The sequence below is a fragment of the Nocardioides sp. L-11A genome (assembly GCA_029961745.1).
Taxonomy (GTDB): Bacteria; Actinomycetota; Actinomycetes; order Propionibacteriales; family Nocardioidaceae; genus Nocardioides.
In genome coordinates this window covers 3838297-3856697 of sequence record CP124680.1, presented here as the reverse complement: position 1 = coordinate 3856697, position 18401 = coordinate 3838297, and the positions used below count along the sequence as shown (strand labels likewise).

Here is an 18401-nt window from a genome sequence, read left to right as displayed (position 1 = left end):
CTCAGCGCTCTCCCTTCAGCCAGGCCACGCCCACCGCGTGCTCCACGGTGAGACCGGCGTCGATGTTGTCGGCCATCAGCTTCTCGAGCTTGCCGGCCACCAGCGGGACCTTGACGGTGACCTCGAGCTCCTGGACGTAGGTCGTACCCGCTCCGGTCGGCGTGAGTCGGATGGTGCCGACGGCCCGGGTCGGCTTGCCGGGAGCGGTGATCTCGATCGTGCCGGAGCAGGCGTCGGCCCACTCCTCGCGGACCACCGCGCGGGTCGTGTCGCCGGCGATCTTCTTCGCGATGGCGGGCAGTCCGGCCGTGTTCTGCACCTGGTCGCTGACCAGGGTGAAGCCGGAGCCGGCCGGGGTCACGGTCACGTCGATCGAGACGACCTCCTGGGCGGCTCCGACCTTCTCCCGGAAGGCTGGGTCCGCGAGCATCGCGAACACCTCCTCCGGCGCGGCGTCGTAGGGGAGCTCTCGACTGTGTCGCATGCGAGACATCATGGCGCATGACCCGGTTGTGAGCGGTGATGACCAGGTCCTAGGGTCGAGGTGTGTCAATGACGACGCCGCCGCCCTCGGCACAGGGGGCAGACCGTGACCGCATCTTCGAGCAGGCCGCCGCCGCGGCCGGACCGGCCAAGGGGCCCGGGGCGCCGCCCCGTGATGCGCTCCCCGCGCTGCTGCCGGCCTACTACCGGCATGTCGCGACCGAGGAGCTCGCCAGCCGCAGCGATCTCGACGTCTACGGCGCCTTCGCCTCCCATTTCCATCTCGCGCTCGAGCGGGCCGCGGGCCAGGTCAAGGTCCGGGTGCACACCCCCACGGTGGCCGAGAACGGCTGGTCGGCCGGGGGCCACTCCGTGGTGGAGGTGGTCGTCGAGGACATGCCCTTCCTCGTCGACTCGCTGACCATGGAGCTCTCGCGGGGGCTCCACGAGGTGCGCACCGTGGTCCACCCGACCTTCGACGTACGCCGCGACGACGCGGGTCGCCTGCTGGCGGCCGAGCCGGTCGCCTCCGGGTCGACCGCGCCTGCCGAGGGCCTGGTCCGTGAGTCCTGGATGCACGTCGAGATCGGCCGACTCAGCGGCGAGGGCGACGACACCCCCGAGCAGGTCGCGGCCGACTGCCGCCGGGTGCTCGGCGACGTGCGCGCGTCGGTCGATGACTGGCCGGCCATGCAGGAGCGGGTCGCCGAGGTCGTCGCCGGCCTGGCCTCCGACCCGCCGCCGCTCGATGCCGACGAGGTCCGGCAGGCCGCCGAGCTGCTCGGCTGGCTCGCCGACGAGCACTTCACCTTCCTGGGCTACCGCGAGTACCTCCTCGACCGGGTCCCTGTGGAGGGCGGAGCCGAGGGGCAGCCCGAGGGCCTCGTCGACGATGTCCTGCGCCCCGTCCCCGGCACCGGCCTCGGCATCCTGCGCGAGAGCCCTGCGGAGGGCGACACCTCGATCGCGTTCAGCCGGCTCCCCGAGGCGGTGAAGGCCAAGGCGCGCGAGAAGCGGCTGCTCGTCCTGGCCAAGGCCAACTCCCGCTCGACCGTGCACCGCCCGGCGTACCTCGACTACGTCGGCGTGAAGACCTTCGGTCCCGACGGCGAGGTCGTGGGGGAGCGCCGGTTCCTCGGCCTGCTCTCCAGCGCCGCCTACACCGAGTCGCTGCTGCGCATCCCGCTGCTGCGCGAGAAGGTCGACGAGGTCCTCGCCCGCGGCGGGTACGACGCCCGCAGCCACGACGGCGCCGCGCTCCTCGACACCCTCGAGACCTATCCCCGCGACGAGCTCTTCCACACGCCGGTCGACGAGCTGGCCCCGATCGTCGAGGCGGCGATGCGGGCCCGCGAGCGCCGTGCCGTGCGCCTGTTCATCCGCCGCGACACCTACGCGCGCTATCTCTCGGTCCTCGTCTACCTGCCGCGCGACCGCTACAACACCGGCGTGCGGCATCGGTTCGTGCAGATCCTCACCGAGCAGATCGGCAAGGGCCGGATCGGCCCCGACGCGGTCGAGTTCAACGTCAGCATCAACGAGTCGACGACCGCGCGGGTGCACTTCGTCGTGCACCTGCCCAAGGGCGAGCTGATCCCCGACGACATCGACACCGCCGACCTCGAGCGCCGCCTGATCGAGGCGTCGCGCTCGTGGCAGGAGGACTTCCTGCAGGCCGTCATCGCCGAGTACGGCGAGGAGGCCGGTGCGCTGCTCGGCCGCCGCTACCTCGACGCCTTCCCCGAGGCCTACAAGGAGGACTTCACCCCGCGCACCGCCGCGGTCGACCTCGGCCGGATCGAGGGCATCCAGGGCGACGAGGGCCGCGACCAGTCGCTGTACGCCGAGGTCGACGCCGCCGACGGCGAGGCCCGACTCAAGATGTTCCGGATCGGCGATCCGCTCTCCCTCAGCGCGGTGCTGCCGATGCTGTCCTCGATGGGCGTCGAGGTGGTCGACGAGCGGCCGTACGCCCTGGCCGGCCTGGAGCGGCGTACCCACATCTACGACTTCGGCCTGCGCTACGACGAGGCGCTGCCCGACCACGCCCGCGAGCTGTTCTCCGCCGCCATGCGCGCCATGTGGGACGGCCACACGGAGACCGACGGCTTCAACCGGCTGGTGCTGCGCGCCCAGCTGACCTGGCGGCAGGCGATGCTGCTGCGCGCCTACGCGAAGTACATGAAGCAGGGCAGCAGCCCGTTCGCCCTCGACTCGATCGAGCAGGCACTGGTCGACAACGTCGACCTCGCCCAGCTGCTGGTGGCGCTCTTCGAGGTGCGCTTCGATCCCGCCGCCGAGGACGAGCGCACCGCACGCGAGGAGGCCCTCGTCGAGAAGATCCGCGGCGCCCTCGACGACGTGGTCAGCCTCGACCACGACCGGATCCTGCGCTCCTACCTGACCCACATCCGCAGCACCCTGCGGACCAACTACTTCCAGACCGACGACGGCGCCCCGAAGCCCTATCTCTCGCTCAAGCTGGAGCCGTCGGCGATCCCGGACCTGCCCGAGCCGCGGCCGAGGTTCGAGATCTTCGTCTACAGCCCTCGGGTCGAGGGCGTGCACCTGCGCTTCGGCGCGGTGGCGCGCGGCGGCCTGCGCTGGTCGGATCGGCGGGACGACTTCCGCACCGAGATCCTCGGCCTGGTCAAGGCGCAGATGGTCAAGAACACGGTGATCGTGCCGGTGGGGGCCAAGGGCGGGTTCTACGCCAAGCAGCTGCCCGACAGCTCCAACCGGGAGGCATGGCTGGCCGAGGGAGTGGCCTGCTACACGACCTTCATCCGCGGCCTGCTCGACGTGACCGACAACCTCGTCGGCGGTGAGACGATGCCGCCGCCCGACGTCGTGCGCCACGACGCCGACGACTCCTACCTCGTCGTCGCCGCCGACAAGGGCACCGCCACCTTCTCCGACATCGCCAACGGCGTCTCGGCCGACTATCGCTTCTGGCTGGGCGACGCCTTCGCCAGCGGCGGGTCGGTCGGCTACGACCACAAGGCGATGGGCATCACCGCCAAGGGCGCCTGGGTGTCCGTGCGCCGCCACTTCCGCGAGATGGGCATCGACTGCCAGAACGAGGACATCACCGTCGTCGGCATCGGCGACATGTCCGGCGACGTGTTCGGCAACGGCATGCTCTGCTCCGAGCACATCCGCCTGGTCGCCGCCTTCGACCACCGCGACATCTTCCTCGACCCCCGGCCCGACGCCGCCGCGTCGTACGCCGAGCGACGGCGGCTCTTCGAGCTGCCCCGGTCGAGCTGGCAGGACTACGACAAGGCGCTCATCTCCGCCGGCGGCGGGGTCTACCCGCGCAGCGCCAAGTCGATCCCGATCAGCCCCGAGGTCCGCACCGCGCTCGGTCTCGCCGACGGGGTGCGGCAGCTGACGCCGGCCGAGCTGATGCGGGCCATCCTGCTGGCACCGGTCGACCTGCTCTGGAACGGCGGCATCGGCACCTACGTGAAGGCGGCGGGGGAGACCGACGCCGACGCCGGCGACAAGTCCAACGACGCCATCCGCGTCGACGGCGGCGAGCTGCGGGTGCGGTGCGTCGGCGAGGGCGGCAACCTCGGCTTCACCCAGCGCGGCCGGATCGAGTACGCCGTGGCCGGCGGCCGGATCAACACCGACTTCATCGACAACTCGGCGGGTGTCGACACCTCCGACCACGAGGTCAACCTGAAGATCCTGCTCGACCGGGTGGTCGCCGACGGCGACCTGACCGGCAAGCAGCGCAACGAGCTGCTGGCATCGATGACCGACGAGGTCGCCACCCTCGTGCTGCGCGACAACTACGACCAGAACCTCGCGCTCGCCAATGCCGCCAAGAACGCCGTCTCCCTGCTGCACGTCCACGAGCAGTGGATGCGCGACCTGGAGGCGCAGGGTCTCCTCGACCGGGAGCTCGAGGCGCTGCCGGCCAAGCGCGAGGTGCAGCGCCGGATCGAGGCCGGGGGCGTGCTCAGCCAGCCCGAGCTCGCGGTGCTGATGGCCTACACGAAGATCGTCCTGGCCGAGGAGCTGCTCGCCTCCGACCTCCCGGAGGACCCCTATCTCGCCCTCGATCTCCGCTCCTACTTCCCGGAGCCGGTCCAGGCGGGCTTCCTCGACCAGATCGGCCAGCACCCGCTGCGCCGCGAGATCATCGTGACCCAGGTCGTCAACGACCTGGTCAACGGCGCCGGCATGACCTACTGGCCACGCCTGGCGGGCGAGACCGGCGCCAGCGCCGCCGAGCTGACCCGCGCCAACTTCGTGGCCCGTGAGATCTTCGGCTCGCTCGCCCTGCGCCGTGAGCTCGAGCAGTACGACAACGTGCTCGACGCGGCGGTGCAGACCCGGATGCGGGTCGAGATGCGCACCCTCGTCGAGCGGGCCTCCCGCTGGCTGGTCACCAACCGGCGGCCCCCGCTCGACAGTCAGAGCAATGTCGAGTTCTTCGCCGGTCCCGTGCAGGAGACCATGCTGGAGCTGCCCCGGCTGCTGACCGGCGCCGAGCTCGCGTCGTACGAGGCCCGGCGGACGCTGCTCGTCGAGCAGGACGTGCCGGAGGATCTCGCGGCCCGGGTCGCCTCCTTCGACGTCGCCTACACGCTGCTCAACGTCGTCGAGATCGCCGACAGCCACGACCTCACCCCGGCCGAGGTGGCGCGGGTCCATTTCGCGTTGGGCGAGCGGCTCGGGCTGACCGTGCTGCAGCGCCGGATCGTCGACCTGCCGCGGGCCGACCAGTGGCAGACGATGGCCCGGGCGGCGCTCCGCGATGACCTGTACACCGTGCACGCCCAGCTCACCGCGCAGGTCCTCGCGGCCACCCGCGACGTCGGTGGCGCGGACGACCCGCTGGAGGCGGCCGCCCGCCGGGTGTCCACCTGGGAGACCGAGGCCGGCGGCGTCGTCGACAAGGCGATCGGCGCGTTGGCGGCGGTGTGCTCCGACGAGCCGACCGACATCGCCAAGGTCTCGGTCGGCCTGCGCGTGGTGCGGGGTTTGCTGGCCTGAGCCGCGGATAGGGTCGGTCACGATGACTACCGCCATCCATGTGACCGGACTGACCAAGAGGTACGGCGACCTGGTCGCCGTCGACGACGTGAGCCTCGACGTGGCCGAGGGCGAGTTCGTGGGCGTCCTCGGGCCCAACGGCGCGGGCAAGACCACGCTGCTGGAGATGGTCGAGGGCCTGCGCCGGCCCGACGCCGGCGGCGTGGAGGTGCTGGGCGAGGCGGTGTGGCCGCGCAACCCGCGGCTCCAGCCCCGGATCGGCGTCCAGCTCCAGGCCTCGTCCTTCTTCGAGCGACTGACGGCGCGCGAGCAGATCCGCACCTTCGCCAGCCTGTACGGCGTCGGGCAGGCCACCGCTGACGACTGGGTCGAGCGGGTCGGGCTCACCGACAAGGCCGACACCCGCGTCGAGGACCTCTCCGGCGGCCAGGCCCAGCGCCTGTCCATCGCGTGCGCCCTGGTCCACGACCCGGAGCTGGTGTTCCTCGACGAGCCGACCGCGGCGCTGGACCCCCAGGCGCGACGCAACCTGTGGGACCTGCTCTCCTCCATCAACGACAGCGGCCGCACCGTCGTGCTCACCACGCACTACATGGACGAGGCCGAGGTGCTCTGCGACCGGGTCGCGGTCATGGACCACGGCCGGATCCTCCAGTTCGACAGCCCGGCCGCGCTGGTCCGCGGTCTTGACGCACCGGCCCGGATCCGGGTCGCCCCCGGCTCGCTGACCGTCGAGCAGGCGGGAGCCATCGCGGGCGTGATCGAGACCCGCGACGACGCCGACGGGGTCGTGCTCGTGACCCGCGACCCGGCCGGCGTCATCGGCGTCCTCGCCGCGGGCAATCACCTGGACGGGGTGACGGTCCAGACGGGCACCCTGGAGGACGTCTTCCTCTCCCTCACCGGACGGGAGTACCGCGCATGAACCGCCAGTCGCCGTTCTGGGCCCTCTCGGTCGCCATCCTGCGCGGCTTCCTGCGCGACCGGGCGTCGGTCTTCTTCGCGGTGATCTTCCCGCTGATGTTCCTCGTCCTCTTCGGGGGGCTGTTCTCCAGCCAGGACCAGTCGAAGGTCGACATGATCCAGGTCGGCAGCGTGCCGCTGATCGAGCAGCTGCCGAAGGGCGCCGACGAGGCGTTCGCGGACACCTTCGAGGTCACGCACAGCGATGACCTGGACGACGCCCTCGAGCAGGTGCGCAAGGGCGACGCCGACGTGGCGCTGGAGCAGCGCGGCGACGAGATCATCGCCCACTACACCCAGACCGAGCAGGTCAAGGCGGCCGTCACCCAGGGCACGCTCCGTGCCTTCGTCGACGGCACGAACGTCGCGCTCAGCGGCGCTCCGCCGAAGTTCAGTCTGGTCACCGAGCAGGTCGAGGACGACTCCCTGACGACCATCCAGTTCGTCACGCCGGGGCTGTTGGGTTGGGCGATCGCGATGAGCGCCGCCTTCGGCGCCGCCGCGACGCTGCAGGGCTGGCGGCAGTCCAAGCTGCTGCGTCGCCTCCAGCTCGCCCCGGTCGGCACCGGCACGGTGGTCGCCGCCCGGATCACCGTCACCCTGGCGGTCGCGCTCATGCAGTTCGCGCTCTTCATCGGCCTGGGCGCGGCCGCGTTCGGGCTCCAGCTGTCCGGCTCGTGGTGGATGGCGCTGCCGCTGATCATCGTCGGGACGCTGTGCTTCATGGCGCTGGGCCTGTTCGCGGGCGCGGTGGCGAAGACTGTGGAGGGCGCGGTCAATCTGGCCAACTTCCTGGTCCTGCCGATGGCCTTCCTCAGCGGGTCGTTCTTCCCGCTCGACGCCTCGCCGACCTGGTTGCAGCGGTTCTCGGACATCCTGCCGCTCAAGCACCTCAACGAGGGCATGCTCGACGTGATGGTGCGGGGGCAGGGGCCGGGCGCGGCGGTGATGCCGTTGCTCATCCTGGCCGCCTTCGCCACCGTGATCACCCTGCTCGCCGCCAAGCTGTTCCGCTGGGAGACCACGTGAGCACTGCCGGGCCCGGGCCGGGTGAGCTGCACGACGCCCTGCGTGCGCTCGTCGACGAGCACGGGCCCGGCATCCTCGACGACGCGGGCGGGTTCCGGGGGATCCTCGACGACGTCCTCACCGAGGAGCAGGCGAGCACAGGCGACATCAACCTCCTCGTCGACGCCGTGCGCTTCGGCGTCCTGCAGCCGCTCGGCGAGCTGATCGACGGGGGCGCCGACCCGGCCCGGGCCGTCGAGGAGGCGGGCGCCCGGCTGGCCCGCGACCGCGGGGGCGACGACCTGACCGCCTCGAGTTGGGCGGCCGCCGTGCTCGGGTACGCCGTCGGCCGGGTGCCCGTCGGCGTGGTCGTGCGGCACCGGTCCAGCCGTCCCGCGACGGGTCCACTGCCGCCGCCCACCGCCTGGCCGCCCCCGCCCGCCGCGCCGTCCGCCGCGGCTCCCGGCCCGGCGCCGTACCCGACCCCCGCGCCCTACCCGCCCGGCGGTTACGCGTCACCGCCGCCCGGTGCCGGCGCCCCGCCACCCCCTCGGCGTGGCGCGGTGCCGTGGGTCGCGGCGGCCGTCGCCGGCGTCGTCCTGGTCGGCGGGGGCGTCGCCGCGATCGTCGCCCTCTCCGGTGGCGACGACGACCCCGACCCGCGGACGCGGACGTCCGGTGGCCACCGGACGCCCGCGGTCGACGTCGACCTCGGGGCCCTCGACGACCGCTACGGTGCGCTGTCGAGCCGGATCACGGCGGGAGCCACCGACTGCGTGGCCGGTGATCCCGGTGGGGGCGAGGTCGAGGTCGTGCGATGCACGGTCAGCACCGGCACCCTGCGCCTGGTCACCTACGCCGACGAGGGCGCGCTCGTCGCCGCCCGCACCGCCCGCCTCGACTACCGTGCCGGCACCATGACCGCTGACAACGACGCGACGGCCCTCTACGAGTTCGATCCCGAACGGGGCGGCACCACGGATCCGGCCGTCGTCTACTGGGACAGCCGCAGCGCCCTGCAGTCTGCTCAGTTGGAGGGCGAGGGCACGGCCACCATCGACGCGGTCGTCGGCGACTTCACGGCCACCGCGCCCCGGGTGGCGGAGCCGACCGCGCCGGCCCATCCCGTGCTGCGCGAGTTCATCGACATCAACCTGGACGTCGCGACCTGCACGCGCCAGCGCACCTACTTCACCGGAGAGACCGAGGAGAGCACCTGCGAGGCCGACGTCGACGACATCGTCGTCACCGTCGGCCGCTACTCCACCCGCAAGCAGCTGAAGGCCGACCGCCGCTACTACAAGGAGCAGTACGACGACGCGACGACCCAGGGCAACGGCGGCACCTGGCGCTTCGGCAAGGGCGAGCCCGAGGGCGGCTACTACGCCTACCTCGACAGCTCCGGCGAGACCGCCACGCTCTACTGGGACTGGAACTCCCAGGACTGTCATTGCTACGGCGTCGCCTGGAGCTTCGAAGGCGACCTCGGCAAGCTCGAGTCGTGGTGGCCCTCGGACGACTGAGACCGTCGCCGGCCGGGCCGGGCCGGGCCGGGTCAGGGTGTCGGCACCGTGTCGATCAGGTCGGGACGTACGCCGCTCGCCACGCCCGCACCGCGCACCAGCAGCGCCATGGTCGTGTCGTCGCCGCCGACGAGGGCGGGCTCGGCCAGCCACTCGGGCAGCTGCTCGCGCACCCAGTCCAGGCCCCGGGTCCGGGAGAACTCCAGCAGCTGCTCGCCGGTCCGGCGCCACCAGCCGTCGGCGTCGACGCGGGAGCGGCCGAAGCCGTCGGTGCACAGGAACACCAGCGCGACCCGGTCGGCGTGGGTGTCCACGACCGCGGTGCGCAGTGCGTCCACCGGCCGGGGCTGGCACAGCGAGCTGGTGTGCAGGCCGTCGAGGTCCGGGTCCTCCGGGAGCGGGCGGGAGGCCACGCCGTCGGCGGTCACGAGGACGGTGTCGCCGTCGCCGATCTGCAGGTGTACCAGCACGTCACCGGTGACGGCCGTCGCCAGGATCGTGGTTCCGTACGCGCGCAGCGGGTCGGCCGACGCGCCGAGCTCGTCCTCGGCGGGGGAGTAGGGGTTGGCCGCGAGGTGGTGCCGGACCTTCGCGGCCCAGGTGGCGACGATCGCGGCGCCCGCGTGCTCGAGGCGGTTGCGGGCATCGGCGTCGGCGGCCCGCAGGTCGGGAAGGATGCGGCGCAGCTCCTCGACCGCGCTGACGACGGCGAGCGCGGCGCCGGTGTCGCTGCGGAAGTGGAGGCGGTGTCCGTGGCCGTCGGCGACCGCCAGCACGGCCTGGCCCTGGGCGGCGTCGCTCCAGGTGAGCACCGCGTCCTGGATCGGCAGCCGGTCCCGGACGTGGACCGAGCCGATCGTCGTACCGGACAGGGTCGTCCACGCCGGATCGGACTCCGGCCGGTCCGTCATCCCAGCGTGCTCCAGATCGGGTCGCCGATCGGGCTCGGCGGTACGGCGGTCACGCCCGAGCCGGGGCCGACGACGGGTCGCGAGGCGACCTTGCTGGCGGCCTTCGACGCCCAGACGATGTACTCGACGAGCTGCTCGGGGTTGTCGGCCCGCAGCAGCGGGACGTCCTCGTCGCCGATGAAGCGGCGCAGCGAGTGCATGTCGGCGTCGCGGCCCACGCCCAGCGCGAGCCGGACGGCGGTGGCGCCCCAGCGGTTGTTGAGCAGTGCCTGCAGGCCCTCGGCGAAGGTCACGCCGCTGCTCTGCGTGGGCCGGCCGTCGGAGACCAGGATGATCGCCGGCGGGAAGGCGCTGTGACTCTCGTCGAGGTGGTCGAGAGCCCCGGCCAGGTTCTGGAGGGCGCTGCCGAGCTCGGTGAAGCCGCGCGGGACCGCCTCGAGCCGCTTCCAGTGGATCGCCTCGACCGGGGTCGGCTCCTCGATGATCCACTGCGGCTCGTTGGCGAAGGCGAGCACCCGCACCAGCAGCTCGGCGTGCGGGTTGGCGCGCGCCTCGTCCCTCAGGTGGGGGAGGACCTCGGTGATGGCGTTGTTGAGGGCCTGGATGCGGCCACCGCGCAGCATCGATCCCGACACGTCCAGCACGAAGATGAAATGCAGCGGCTTGCGCGCCAGCGCGCCTCCGAGCCGGTCGCTCATCGCGGCCTCCTTCCAACGGTCAGCCGGGCCCCCGGGTTTCAACTCTGCCCGAACCGCTCAGGTTATAGCCTGTCACGGGTCATCGAACACGAGGAAGACGAGTACGGAGGTCGGGCACAGCCATGGTGCTGGCAGAGGGCGTCGAGGTCGACCTCGGGCCGTTGGGGCGGGCCTGGGTGACCTCGTTGCTCGGTCAGGGCGGTCAGGGCTACGTCTTCGAGGTGCGCCGCGACGCCGGCGAGCCGCTCGCCCTGAAGTGGTACAAGCCGGAGAGCGCCACCGCCCGCCAGTACGACGAGATGCAGCAACTCGTCGAGATCGGCTCCCCACACCAGCGGTTCCTGTGGCCCCTGAGCATGGCGCGGGTCGGCACCGAGCCCAGCTTCGGGTACGTCATGCACCTGCGCCACCCGCGCTTCCTCGAGCTCAGCTACCTGCTCCTCAACGCCGATCGCGACGGCAAGGCGCTGGACGTCTCCTTCGCCTCGATCATCGAGCTGTGCCGCCAGCTCAGCTACAGCTTCCTCCGGTTGCACGCGCGGGGCCTGTGCTACCGCGACATCTCCTTCGGCAACGTCTTCTTCGACCCGGGCAACGGCGACGTGCTGATCTGCGACAACGACAACGTCGGGATCGACAACGGGACCGGCCGGGTGCTGGGCACGCCGTACTTCATGGCGCCCGAGGTGGTCCGCGACACGACCTACCGCACGCTGCCCAACACCGACACCGACCGGCACTCGCTGGCCGTCCTGCTCTTCTACGCGCTCTTCCTGGGACATCCGCTCGAGGGCGAGCGCACCGACGCGGGCATGCGCGATGCCGACTGGCTGATGACCCACTTCGGCAGCGATCCGCTGTTCTGCATGCACCCGACCCGCGCCGAGAACCGGCCAGCGCGGATCGTGCAGCAGTACTGGAGCATCTACCCGCAGTTCCTGCGCGATCTGTTCGTCCAGGCGTTCGTCGACGGCATGGACAACCCGGGCGCCCGGGTCACCGAGGGCCAGTGGATCAAGGCGCTCGACCGGCTGCGCGACGGGATGCTGTCGTGCCCGACCTGCGGCACCACCAACTTCTGGAGCGCGGCCGACGACGGCGTGACCTGCTGGAAGGACGGCACCCGGGTGCGCCCGCCGTACCTGCTCCACCTGGGCCGGCGCACCGTCGCGGTCGGCCCGCAGACCACACTGCGCTCCGACCACCTGACCTCCGGCGTCGACCACCCGCAGGTGCTCGCGCAGGTCCGTCGCCACCCCGACGCACCCGACCGGTGGGGTCTGCACAACGCCTCCGACTTCTCCTGGCCGGTCGCCTATCCCGGTGGCCAGAACTTCCTGCTGGAGCCCGATCGCACCATCGAGCTCGTGGACGGTGCCCGGATCCAGATCCGCAACGCCGCCGTGCAGGTACGCCGCCCCGAGCCGGGCGGACCGGAGTGAGTCGCGCGGACGGCCTCGTCGTCGAGGTCGAGGGCCGGGTGGTGCGCCTCGGCGGCAAGCAGGTCTACCGGATCGGACGTGCGGTCGAGGCCGACGTCGTGCTGACCGCGGGCTCGGTCTCGCGTCAGCACGCCGAGCTCCAGGCCACGACGTACGGCTGGGTGCTGGTCGACGAGGGCAGCCAGTTCGGCACCTACGTCGAGGACGAGCGGGTCACCGAGTACCCCATCGAGCGGCGGACCCTGGTCCGCTGCGGACCGCCCTCCTCCGGCGCGACCCTGGTCGTCGTTCCCGCCGAGGAGTACGACGTCGTGGCGGCCACGCCGTCCCCGCGGCCGGTCCCCGAGGCCCGGCCGGTCCCCGAGGCCGGGCCGGCGCCGCAGGACGGGGCGGCGATCCCGGGCGACGACGCCACCCAGGTCCTCGCGCTGCCGGGCGTGCCGTCCGCGCCGCGGACGGGTCCGGACCTGATGCTGGTCGCCGAGGGGCGCGAGCACCGGTTCCGGCACCCGGTCGAGATCACCGTGGGCCGGCGCAGCGACTGCACGGTGGTGCTCGCCGATCCGGCCTGCTCCCGGCTGCACGGCCGGATCGATCCGGTCCCGGGCGGCTGGACCTACACCAACCTCTCCGACGCGGCCACCTTCCACGACGGGCGCCGGATCGCGAGCCGGACCTTCGACGAGCGGATCGTGCTGCGCCTCGGGCATCCCGTCGCGGGTCCCGAGCTCACCCTCGTCCCCCTCCTGTCAGCGGCCGAGGAGGAGCGGCGGATCGCCCGACGACGCCTCGGCCGGCGGCTCGCGGTGGCCGGCGGCATCGCCGTGGCCCTGGCTCTGGTCGCCGGCGTCGTCGGTCTGGCACTCGTCGCCGGCCGCGACGACCCGGTCCGGCCCTCGGGCGGCGGCACCGACGTCCTGGAGCGGGCGAAGGCGGCCACGGTCAAGATCACCGCCGAGAGCCACCGGCTCGGTGCGCCCGCGAGCACCGGGACCTACCACGGCTCGGGCTCGATCATCCGCTCCGACGGCCTGATCCTCACCAATGCCCACGTCGCGGCTCCCGAGGCGCCCGGTCTGGCGGAGAAGTACGGCGACGACCTCCGCCTCGCAGACCCCGACTACCTGCTCGTCTCCTTGACCGACGGGCGGACCGACACGAACGCCCCTGCCGGGTACCGTGCACGCGTGGTCGAGGCGGACGGCGAGCTCGACATCGCCGTGGTCCAGATCTACGCCACCGCCGACGGCGAGAAGCTCGAGGGCGAGCTGAACTTCCCGACGGTCCCGGTCGGCAGCTCCGGTGACCTGCGCGCGGGGGACCGGATCACCGTGCTCGGCTTCCCGGCGGTCGCGGGCGACGGCGAGTCGATCACCGTCACCACCGGCGTCGTCTCGACGGTCCTCAACGACCCCGACCTCGGCCCCCGCTCCGAGCTCGACACGGACGCCCGGATCGCACCCGGCAACTCCGGCGGCATGGCGATCGACGAGGACGGCGAGCTGATCGGCATTCCGACCTCGCTCTTCGCGGCGGAGGGCTCCGCGGTCACCAGCGGCCGGATCCGAGCCATCGACGTGGTCAAGGACCTGATCGCGAAGGCTGAGGACGCCATCGACTGAGCATGCCGATGCCCCCGCAGAATGCTGTCTCTGCGGGGTGTGGGGCGGGGTGGCTAGTTGTCGGGTGGGTCGGAGTCGCTCGCCCGCTCTGTGGTGGTGCGGATGGGGTGGGTGCCGCGGTGGTCGACCCGGAACCGATGCCCGTTCGGGCTGGTCCACACATACGTGCCGGGCGTGACGGTGTCGTAGCGCCAGGTGGAGTGGGTCTTCGCGCGGTGGTGCCGCCGGCACAACGCGACCTCGTTGCACGGACAGGTGGGACCACCCTCGCCATATGGGCGGGTGTGGTCGAGGTCGCAGGCTTGGGCGGGTCGGGTGCAGTGCGGGAACCGGCAGGTGTGGTCCCGCAGGACCACCCGGGTGCGGTGGCGGTCGGGGATCTCATAGGAACCGACGGGGAGATGGTCGGCCAGGTCGATCACGGGTCGCACGATCACCGTGGTGTGCCGGGCGCGGAGCCATTCCCGGATCTGGGCGGAGGTGATCGGGCAGCGGCCCTCGTCCCACCGGCCGACCGGGTTCGCGAACGGGTTCTGGCCGGTCAGGGTGGTGTCGGTGACGTGGACGTTGAGGACGACCTTGCGTCCCGGAACGGTGTCCACGACTTCTCCGGTGTCGGGGTCGGGGATGAGCAGGTCGAGGGCGAGGTCCTGCCTCGCGAGCTCGGCGGCGGCCTTCGACCGCCGCACGTCCAGCGACGACTCGTCGCCCAGCCGCCCGAGGACCTCGGCCCGTCGAGACACCGCCAGGTTCAGGTCGTGCCCGTCGGCGGCGTCGAGGAGGCCGTCTAGGTGGACCAGCCCGTGCTCGTCGGTCTCGCTGATGTCGAACCGACGAGCGTCGGCGGCCTTGCGTCGTTCGGTCTCTGCACGTTCGGGGTCGAACCGCAGCACGGCCTCGGCGACCAACCTCTCGAGTTGGGCCCACCCGACGCCGGAGGCATCCCAGAGCTGCCGGTCGACGTACGCGGCTGCCTCAGCCGAGAGGGGGTGGGTGAGGTCGGCGATCCGTTCGGCCCGCCACGGCGCCAACCGGCCCGAGGTGACGGCGTCATAGACGTTCGGGAGTCGCCACGCGCACTCGATCACCCGCCCGACATACGCCCGACCACCGTCGGGGGACCTGCCGAGGACCGCGACGAGTTCCATCAACCCGAACTCCGACACCAACGGGGCACCGTCACCGGCGATCGGGACCCCGGTGTCGAGGTAGCCCTCGGTGATGGTCGCGACCCCCTCAGGGCCGGCGATCACATGCTCACTGGCCCAGGCGGTGATGTCCTCCCACTCCTCGACGATCAACGTCTGTCGGGACCGGATCCGCTCACCGACGCGCGACAGCAGCGAGGCTGTCGAACGAGTGCGGGTGGCGAGATCCATGACTGGATTCTCCCACTCACCCACGACACTTCAAAGTGTCGCAAACCCGCCTGTGGACAGGCGACACCCGATCCCGGGGGTGTGGAGAATCAACGTCACGGTCTGTGACAGAAGTGCCCGACCAGCCGACCCGCGAACCGCAGCCCGACCGCCGAACCCAACCCCGCGCCCGCGTTCTCGTCGCTGCGCTCTTGAAAACGCAAACGACTACGCGGCCGAAGCCCGCCGGCACGTTTCGGCAGTACCACCGGGGTGCTGCGCGACCCGACGACAGAGGTCAGCTGGCCTTCTTGGCTGCCGCCTTCTTCGCGGTCTTCTTGGCCGCTGTCTTCTTGGCGGTGGCCTTCTTCGCCGGCGTCTTGGCCGTCTTCTTCGCCGCCGTCTTCTTGGCGGCGCTCTTCTTGCCGGCGGTCTTCGCGGCCGGCCTCTCGTCCGTCTCGCCGCGCGAGGTCTTGGCCGCCTCGACCGAGCGCTGCAGCGCGGCGAGCAGGTCGACCACCTCGCCGCCGGTCTTCGCCGACGTCTCGGTGCGCTGCACCTCGCCGCCCTCGATCTTGGCCTTCACGACGGCCTGCACCGCGTCGGCGTAGTCGTCCTCGAACTCGGCGGGGTCGAAGTCGCCGGACAGTGTCTCGACGAGCATGTGGGCCATCTTGACCTCGGCGTCCTTGACCTCGCCGGTCTCGACGCTGAAGTCGGGCGTGCGGATCTCGTCGGGCCACATCATCGTCTGCAGCACGATCACGTCGTCGCGCACCCGGAGCACCGCGGTGGTCACCCGCTGCCGCAGCGCGACCGTCACCACGGCCATCCGGTCGGCGTCGAGGAGTGCCTGGCGCAGCAGCGCGTACGGCTTGGCGCCGGTGCCCTCCGGCTCGAGGTAGTAGGACTTCTCGAACAGCAGCGGGTCGATCTGATCGCTCGGCACGAACTTCTCGACCGCGATCTCCCGCGACGAGGTCGTCGGCAGGTTGGCCATGTCCTCCTCGGTGAGGATCACCATCTCGCCGTCCTCGGTCTCGTACCCCTTCGCGATGTCGGAGTACGGCACCTCCTCGCCGTCGATCGCGCAGATCCGCTGGTACTTGATCCGCCCGCCGTCCTTGGCGTGCACCTGCCGGAACGAGACGTCGTGGCTCTCGGTCGCGCTGTAGAGCTTGACCGGCACGCTGACGAGGCCGAACGAGACGGCACCCTTCCAGATCGCACGCATGGGACGAGCCTACGCGCTGGCGGTGCGGTCCGGGCGGCATGATGGGGCCGTGCTCGACCTCCGATCGGTGCGCCCGATGCTCGCCACGCCCGGCACCCACGTGCCGCGGGGCGAGGAATGGTGCCACGAGGTCAAGTGGGACGGCGTGCGTGCGATCGGCGCCCTCACGGCGGGCGCCGTCATCCTGACCAGCCGCAATGGCAACCGGATCAGCGAGGCCTGGCCCGAGCTGGTCACCCCGCCCGCGGGCGTCCGCGACCTGGTGGTCGACGGTGAGATCATCGCGCTCAACGACCGCGGCGTGCCCGACTTCCGGGTCGTCGCCGAGCGGATGCACGTCCGCAATGCCGCGACCGTCGCCCGCCTGGCCGCGCGGATCCCGGTGACCTACATGGTCTTCGACCTGCTCCATCTCGACGGCGAGGACCTGTGCGGTCTGCCGCTTCACGAGCGTCGCCGCAGGCTCACCGCCCTGGACCTGTCCCGTGCGGGCTGGCAGGTCCCGGTCGAGTACGACGACGGCGAGATGCTCCACGAGGCCACCCGGGTCCAGGGGCTGGAGGGCATCGTCAGCAAGCGACGCGACTCGACGTACCGGCCGGGTGAGCGCAGCCCGCACTGGCTGAAGCTCCCGCACCGCTACCGCGGCTCGTTCGTGGTGGGCGGCTGGCGGCCGCAGGTCGGCACCAGCGACCGGCTCGCCGCGCTGCTGGTGGGGGAGCCGACGGCCGCCGGACTGGCGTTCCGCGGGCGGGTCGGCAGCGGCATCGGCCCGAAGCAGTCCCGGGTCCTGGCCGAGCTGCTCGCACCGCTGGCGCGCGCTGCCAGCCCGTTCGGCGACGAGGTGCCGCGGGTCGACGCGGACGGCACGCGGTGGGTGGAGCCGGTCGTGGTGGTCGACGTCGACACCCACGGGGTCGGCTACGAACGGCTGCGGCAGCCGTCGTACCGCGGCGTGCGCACCGACCTGACCCCGGACGACCTCGTCCCGGAGGAGGGCTGATGCCGAAGCAGGGCGAGCACCCGCAGACCGAGGTCCACGTCGACGTCGAGGGCCGCACGCTGCGGCTCACCAACCTGGAGAAGGTGCTCTACCCGAGCACCGGCACCACCAAGGGCGAGGTGCTCGACTACTACGTCCGGGTCGCGCCGGCCCTCCTGCCGCATCTCGCCGGGCGGCCGGTGACCCGGATCCGCTGGCCGCACGGTGTCGGCGACCTCAGCTTCTTCGAGAAGAACGCCCCCCGGGGCACGCCCAGCTGGGTGCGGACCGCGGAGGTCCCCACGACCGGCAGCCGGGGGCCGAGCCGGCACGGTGACACCCTGGTCTTCCCGATCATCGAGGACCTCCCGACCCTGGTCTGGGCGGTCAACCTCGCCGCCCTCGAGCTCCACGTCCACCAGTGGACCGTCGATGCGGACGACGAGCCGGTCGGCGCCGACCGGCTGGTCATCGACCTCGACCCGGGTGAGCCCGCGGGCCTGCACGAGTGCTGCCAGGTCGCGCTGCACGTGCAGGAGGCGCTCGCCGCGCACGACCTCGACGCGGTCGCGGTCACCAGCGGGAGCAAGGGGCTCCATCTGTACGCGCCGCTGCCCGAGCCGCTGCCCTCCACCGAGACCAGCGAGCTCGCCAAGCAGATCGCCGAGGAGCTCCAGGCCGCTCATCCGCAGCTCGTGACTGCCACCATGACCAAGGCGCGGCGGCGCGGGAAGGTCTTCCTGGACTGGTCGCAGAACGCCGGATCCAAGACCACCGTCGCGCCGTACTCCCTGCGCGGCACGCCGCGACCGCAGGTCGCCACCCCCGTCGGTTGGGACGAGGTGGCCGAGGGTGCCGAGGACCCGCTCGGCCTCGACCAGTTCACGCCGGCTCAGGTCCTCGAGCGCGTCGAGGAGTACGGAGACCTGTTCGCGGTCTGATGGCGCGAGCGCGTCGCAGTTTTGATGGCGCGAGCGCGTCGCAGTTTGATGGCGCGAGCGCGTCGCAGGTCGTGCTCGCCGCCCGGGCGCTCGCTCCGCTCGGCCCGCGGGCTTCGCACGACGCGCTGCGCGCGTGCGCCGCGCTGCCGCGCCCGCGGTTGGCTTCGGTGGGTCCAGCCTCGGCCTGGCGGCAAGACTGCTGGAGGGGCGTTGCGCGCGTGCGCCG

13 protein-coding genes are annotated in these 18401 nt (G+C 71.9%); 8 read left to right on the top strand and 5 right to left on the bottom strand.

Going from position 1 to position 18401, the window contains the following annotated elements; translation table 11 throughout:
• Position 1 precedes the first annotated feature (1 nt).
• Positions 2–484: a DUF2505 domain-containing protein gene (locus QJ852_18570; GenBank protein WGX95155.1), complete on the bottom strand. Its 483-nt coding sequence runs from the start codon at positions 482–484 to the stop codon at positions 2–4.
• A 68-nt stretch (positions 485–552) separates the two neighbouring features.
• Here QJ852_18570 and QJ852_18565 point away from each other — a divergent pair, with 68 nt between their 5' ends.
• The 4 genes from QJ852_18565 to QJ852_18550 are packed head-to-tail and all read left to right on the top strand — an operon-like array spanning position 553 to position 8987.
• Positions 553–5493 (top strand): NAD-glutamate dehydrogenase, encoded by a 4941-nt coding sequence (locus QJ852_18565; GenBank protein ID WGX95154.1) that lies wholly within the window; start codon positions 553–555, stop codon positions 5491–5493.
• Between the two features lie 22 nt (positions 5494–5515).
• Positions 5516–6418, top strand: coding sequence for an ABC transporter ATP-binding protein (locus tag QJ852_18560; protein ID WGX95153.1), 903 nt, complete (start codon positions 5516–5518; stop codon positions 6416–6418).
• Entirely contained in the window at positions 6415–7485 is a 1071-nt protein-coding gene (locus QJ852_18555) for an ABC transporter permease (protein WGX95152.1), read from the top strand. The genes QJ852_18560 and QJ852_18555 overlap by 4 nt, the downstream gene beginning before the upstream one ends.
• Positions 7482–8987 (top strand): hypothetical protein, encoded by a 1506-nt coding sequence (locus tag QJ852_18550; protein ID WGX95151.1) that lies wholly within the window; start codon positions 7482–7484, stop codon positions 8985–8987. The genes QJ852_18555 and QJ852_18550 overlap by 4 nt, the downstream gene beginning before the upstream one ends.
• A gap of 32 nt (positions 8988–9019) precedes the next feature.
• Here QJ852_18550 and QJ852_18545 read toward each other — a convergent pair whose 3' ends face one another.
• Both QJ852_18545 and QJ852_18540 read right to left on the bottom strand, forming a co-directional pair.
• The gene (locus QJ852_18545; protein ID WGX95150.1) at positions 9020–9898 is read right to left on the bottom strand and encodes a protein phosphatase 2C domain-containing protein; all 879 of its coding nucleotides are present in this window, start codon (positions 9896–9898) and stop codon (positions 9020–9022) included.
• On the bottom strand, positions 9895–10596 hold the full coding sequence (locus tag QJ852_18540; protein WGX95149.1) for a VWA domain-containing protein: 702 nt from the start codon (positions 10594–10596) through the stop codon (positions 9895–9897). Before QJ852_18540 ends, QJ852_18545 begins: the two co-directional genes overlap by 4 nt.
• A 122-nt stretch (positions 10597–10718) precedes the next feature.
• Between QJ852_18540 and QJ852_18535 the strand changes: the two genes are divergently transcribed.
• Together QJ852_18535 and QJ852_18530 are read left to right on the top strand one after the other, a co-directional pair.
• The gene (locus tag QJ852_18535; protein ID WGX95148.1) at positions 10719–12038 is read left to right on the top strand and encodes a hypothetical protein; all 1320 of its coding nucleotides are present in this window, start codon (positions 10719–10721) and stop codon (positions 12036–12038) included.
• On the top strand, positions 12035–13660 hold the full coding sequence (locus QJ852_18530) for a trypsin-like peptidase domain-containing protein (protein ID WGX95147.1): 1626 nt from the start codon (positions 12035–12037) through the stop codon (positions 13658–13660). The genes QJ852_18535 and QJ852_18530 overlap by 4 nt, the downstream gene beginning before the upstream one ends.
• A 53-nt stretch (positions 13661–13713) precedes the next feature.
• Here the strand turns inward: QJ852_18530 and QJ852_18525 are convergent, their stop codons facing one another.
• Complete coding sequence (locus QJ852_18525; GenBank protein ID WGX95146.1) at positions 13714–15039, bottom strand: HNH endonuclease; 1326 nt, start codon at positions 15037–15039, stop codon at positions 13714–13716.
• A 277-nt stretch (positions 15040–15316) separates the two neighbouring features.
• Entirely contained in the window at positions 15317–16252 is a 936-nt protein-coding gene (locus tag QJ852_18520) for a Ku protein (protein WGX95145.1), read from the bottom strand.
• A 49-nt stretch (positions 16253–16301) separates the two neighbouring features.
• On the opposite strand from QJ852_18520, the gene ligD (QJ852_18515) reads away from it, so the two are divergent.
• Together ligD (QJ852_18515) and ligD (QJ852_18510) are read left to right on the top strand one after the other, a co-directional pair.
• A complete protein-coding gene (ligD, locus tag QJ852_18515; GenBank protein WGX95144.1) occupies positions 16302–17255 on the top strand; it encodes a non-homologous end-joining DNA ligase in 954 nt (317 codons plus the stop codon).
• Positions 17255–18175: a non-homologous end-joining DNA ligase gene (ligD, locus tag QJ852_18510; protein ID WGX95143.1), complete on the top strand. Its 921-nt coding sequence runs from the start codon at positions 17255–17257 to the stop codon at positions 18173–18175. Before ligD (QJ852_18515) ends, ligD (QJ852_18510) begins: the two co-directional genes overlap by 1 nt.
• Positions 18176–18401 lie beyond the last annotated feature (226 nt).

Bases quoted from the DNA above. Each gene is read 5' to 3' on its own strand.
- QJ852_18535 (WGX95148.1), top strand. From the start codon at position 10,719: ATGGTGCTGGCAGAGGGCGTCGAGGTCGACCTCGGGCCGTTGGGGCGG.
- QJ852_18560 (WGX95153.1), top strand. From the start codon at position 5,516: ATGACTACCGCCATCCATGTGACCGGACTGACCAAGAGGTACGGCGAC.
- QJ852_18570 (WGX95155.1), bottom strand. From the start codon at position 484: ATGCGACACAGTCGAGAGCTCCCCTACGACGCCGCGCCGGAGGAGGTG.
- QJ852_18565 (WGX95154.1), top strand. From the start codon at position 553: ATGACGACGCCGCCGCCCTCGGCACAGGGGGCAGACCGTGACCGCATC.
- QJ852_18520 (WGX95145.1), bottom strand. From the start codon at position 16,252: ATGCGTGCGATCTGGAAGGGTGCCGTCTCGTTCGGCCTCGTCAGCGTG.
- ligD (WGX95143.1), top strand. From the start codon at position 17,255: ATGCCGAAGCAGGGCGAGCACCCGCAGACCGAGGTCCACGTCGACGTC.
- QJ852_18555 (WGX95152.1), top strand. From the start codon at position 6,415: ATGAACCGCCAGTCGCCGTTCTGGGCCCTCTCGGTCGCCATCCTGCGC.
- QJ852_18525 (WGX95146.1), bottom strand. From the start codon at position 15,039: ATGGATCTCGCCACCCGCACTCGTTCGACAGCCTCGCTGCTGTCGCGC.
- QJ852_18545 (WGX95150.1), bottom strand. From the start codon at position 9,898: ATGACGGACCGGCCGGAGTCCGATCCGGCGTGGACGACCCTGTCCGGT.
- QJ852_18540 (WGX95149.1), bottom strand. From the start codon at position 10,596: ATGAGCGACCGGCTCGGAGGCGCGCTGGCGCGCAAGCCGCTGCATTTC.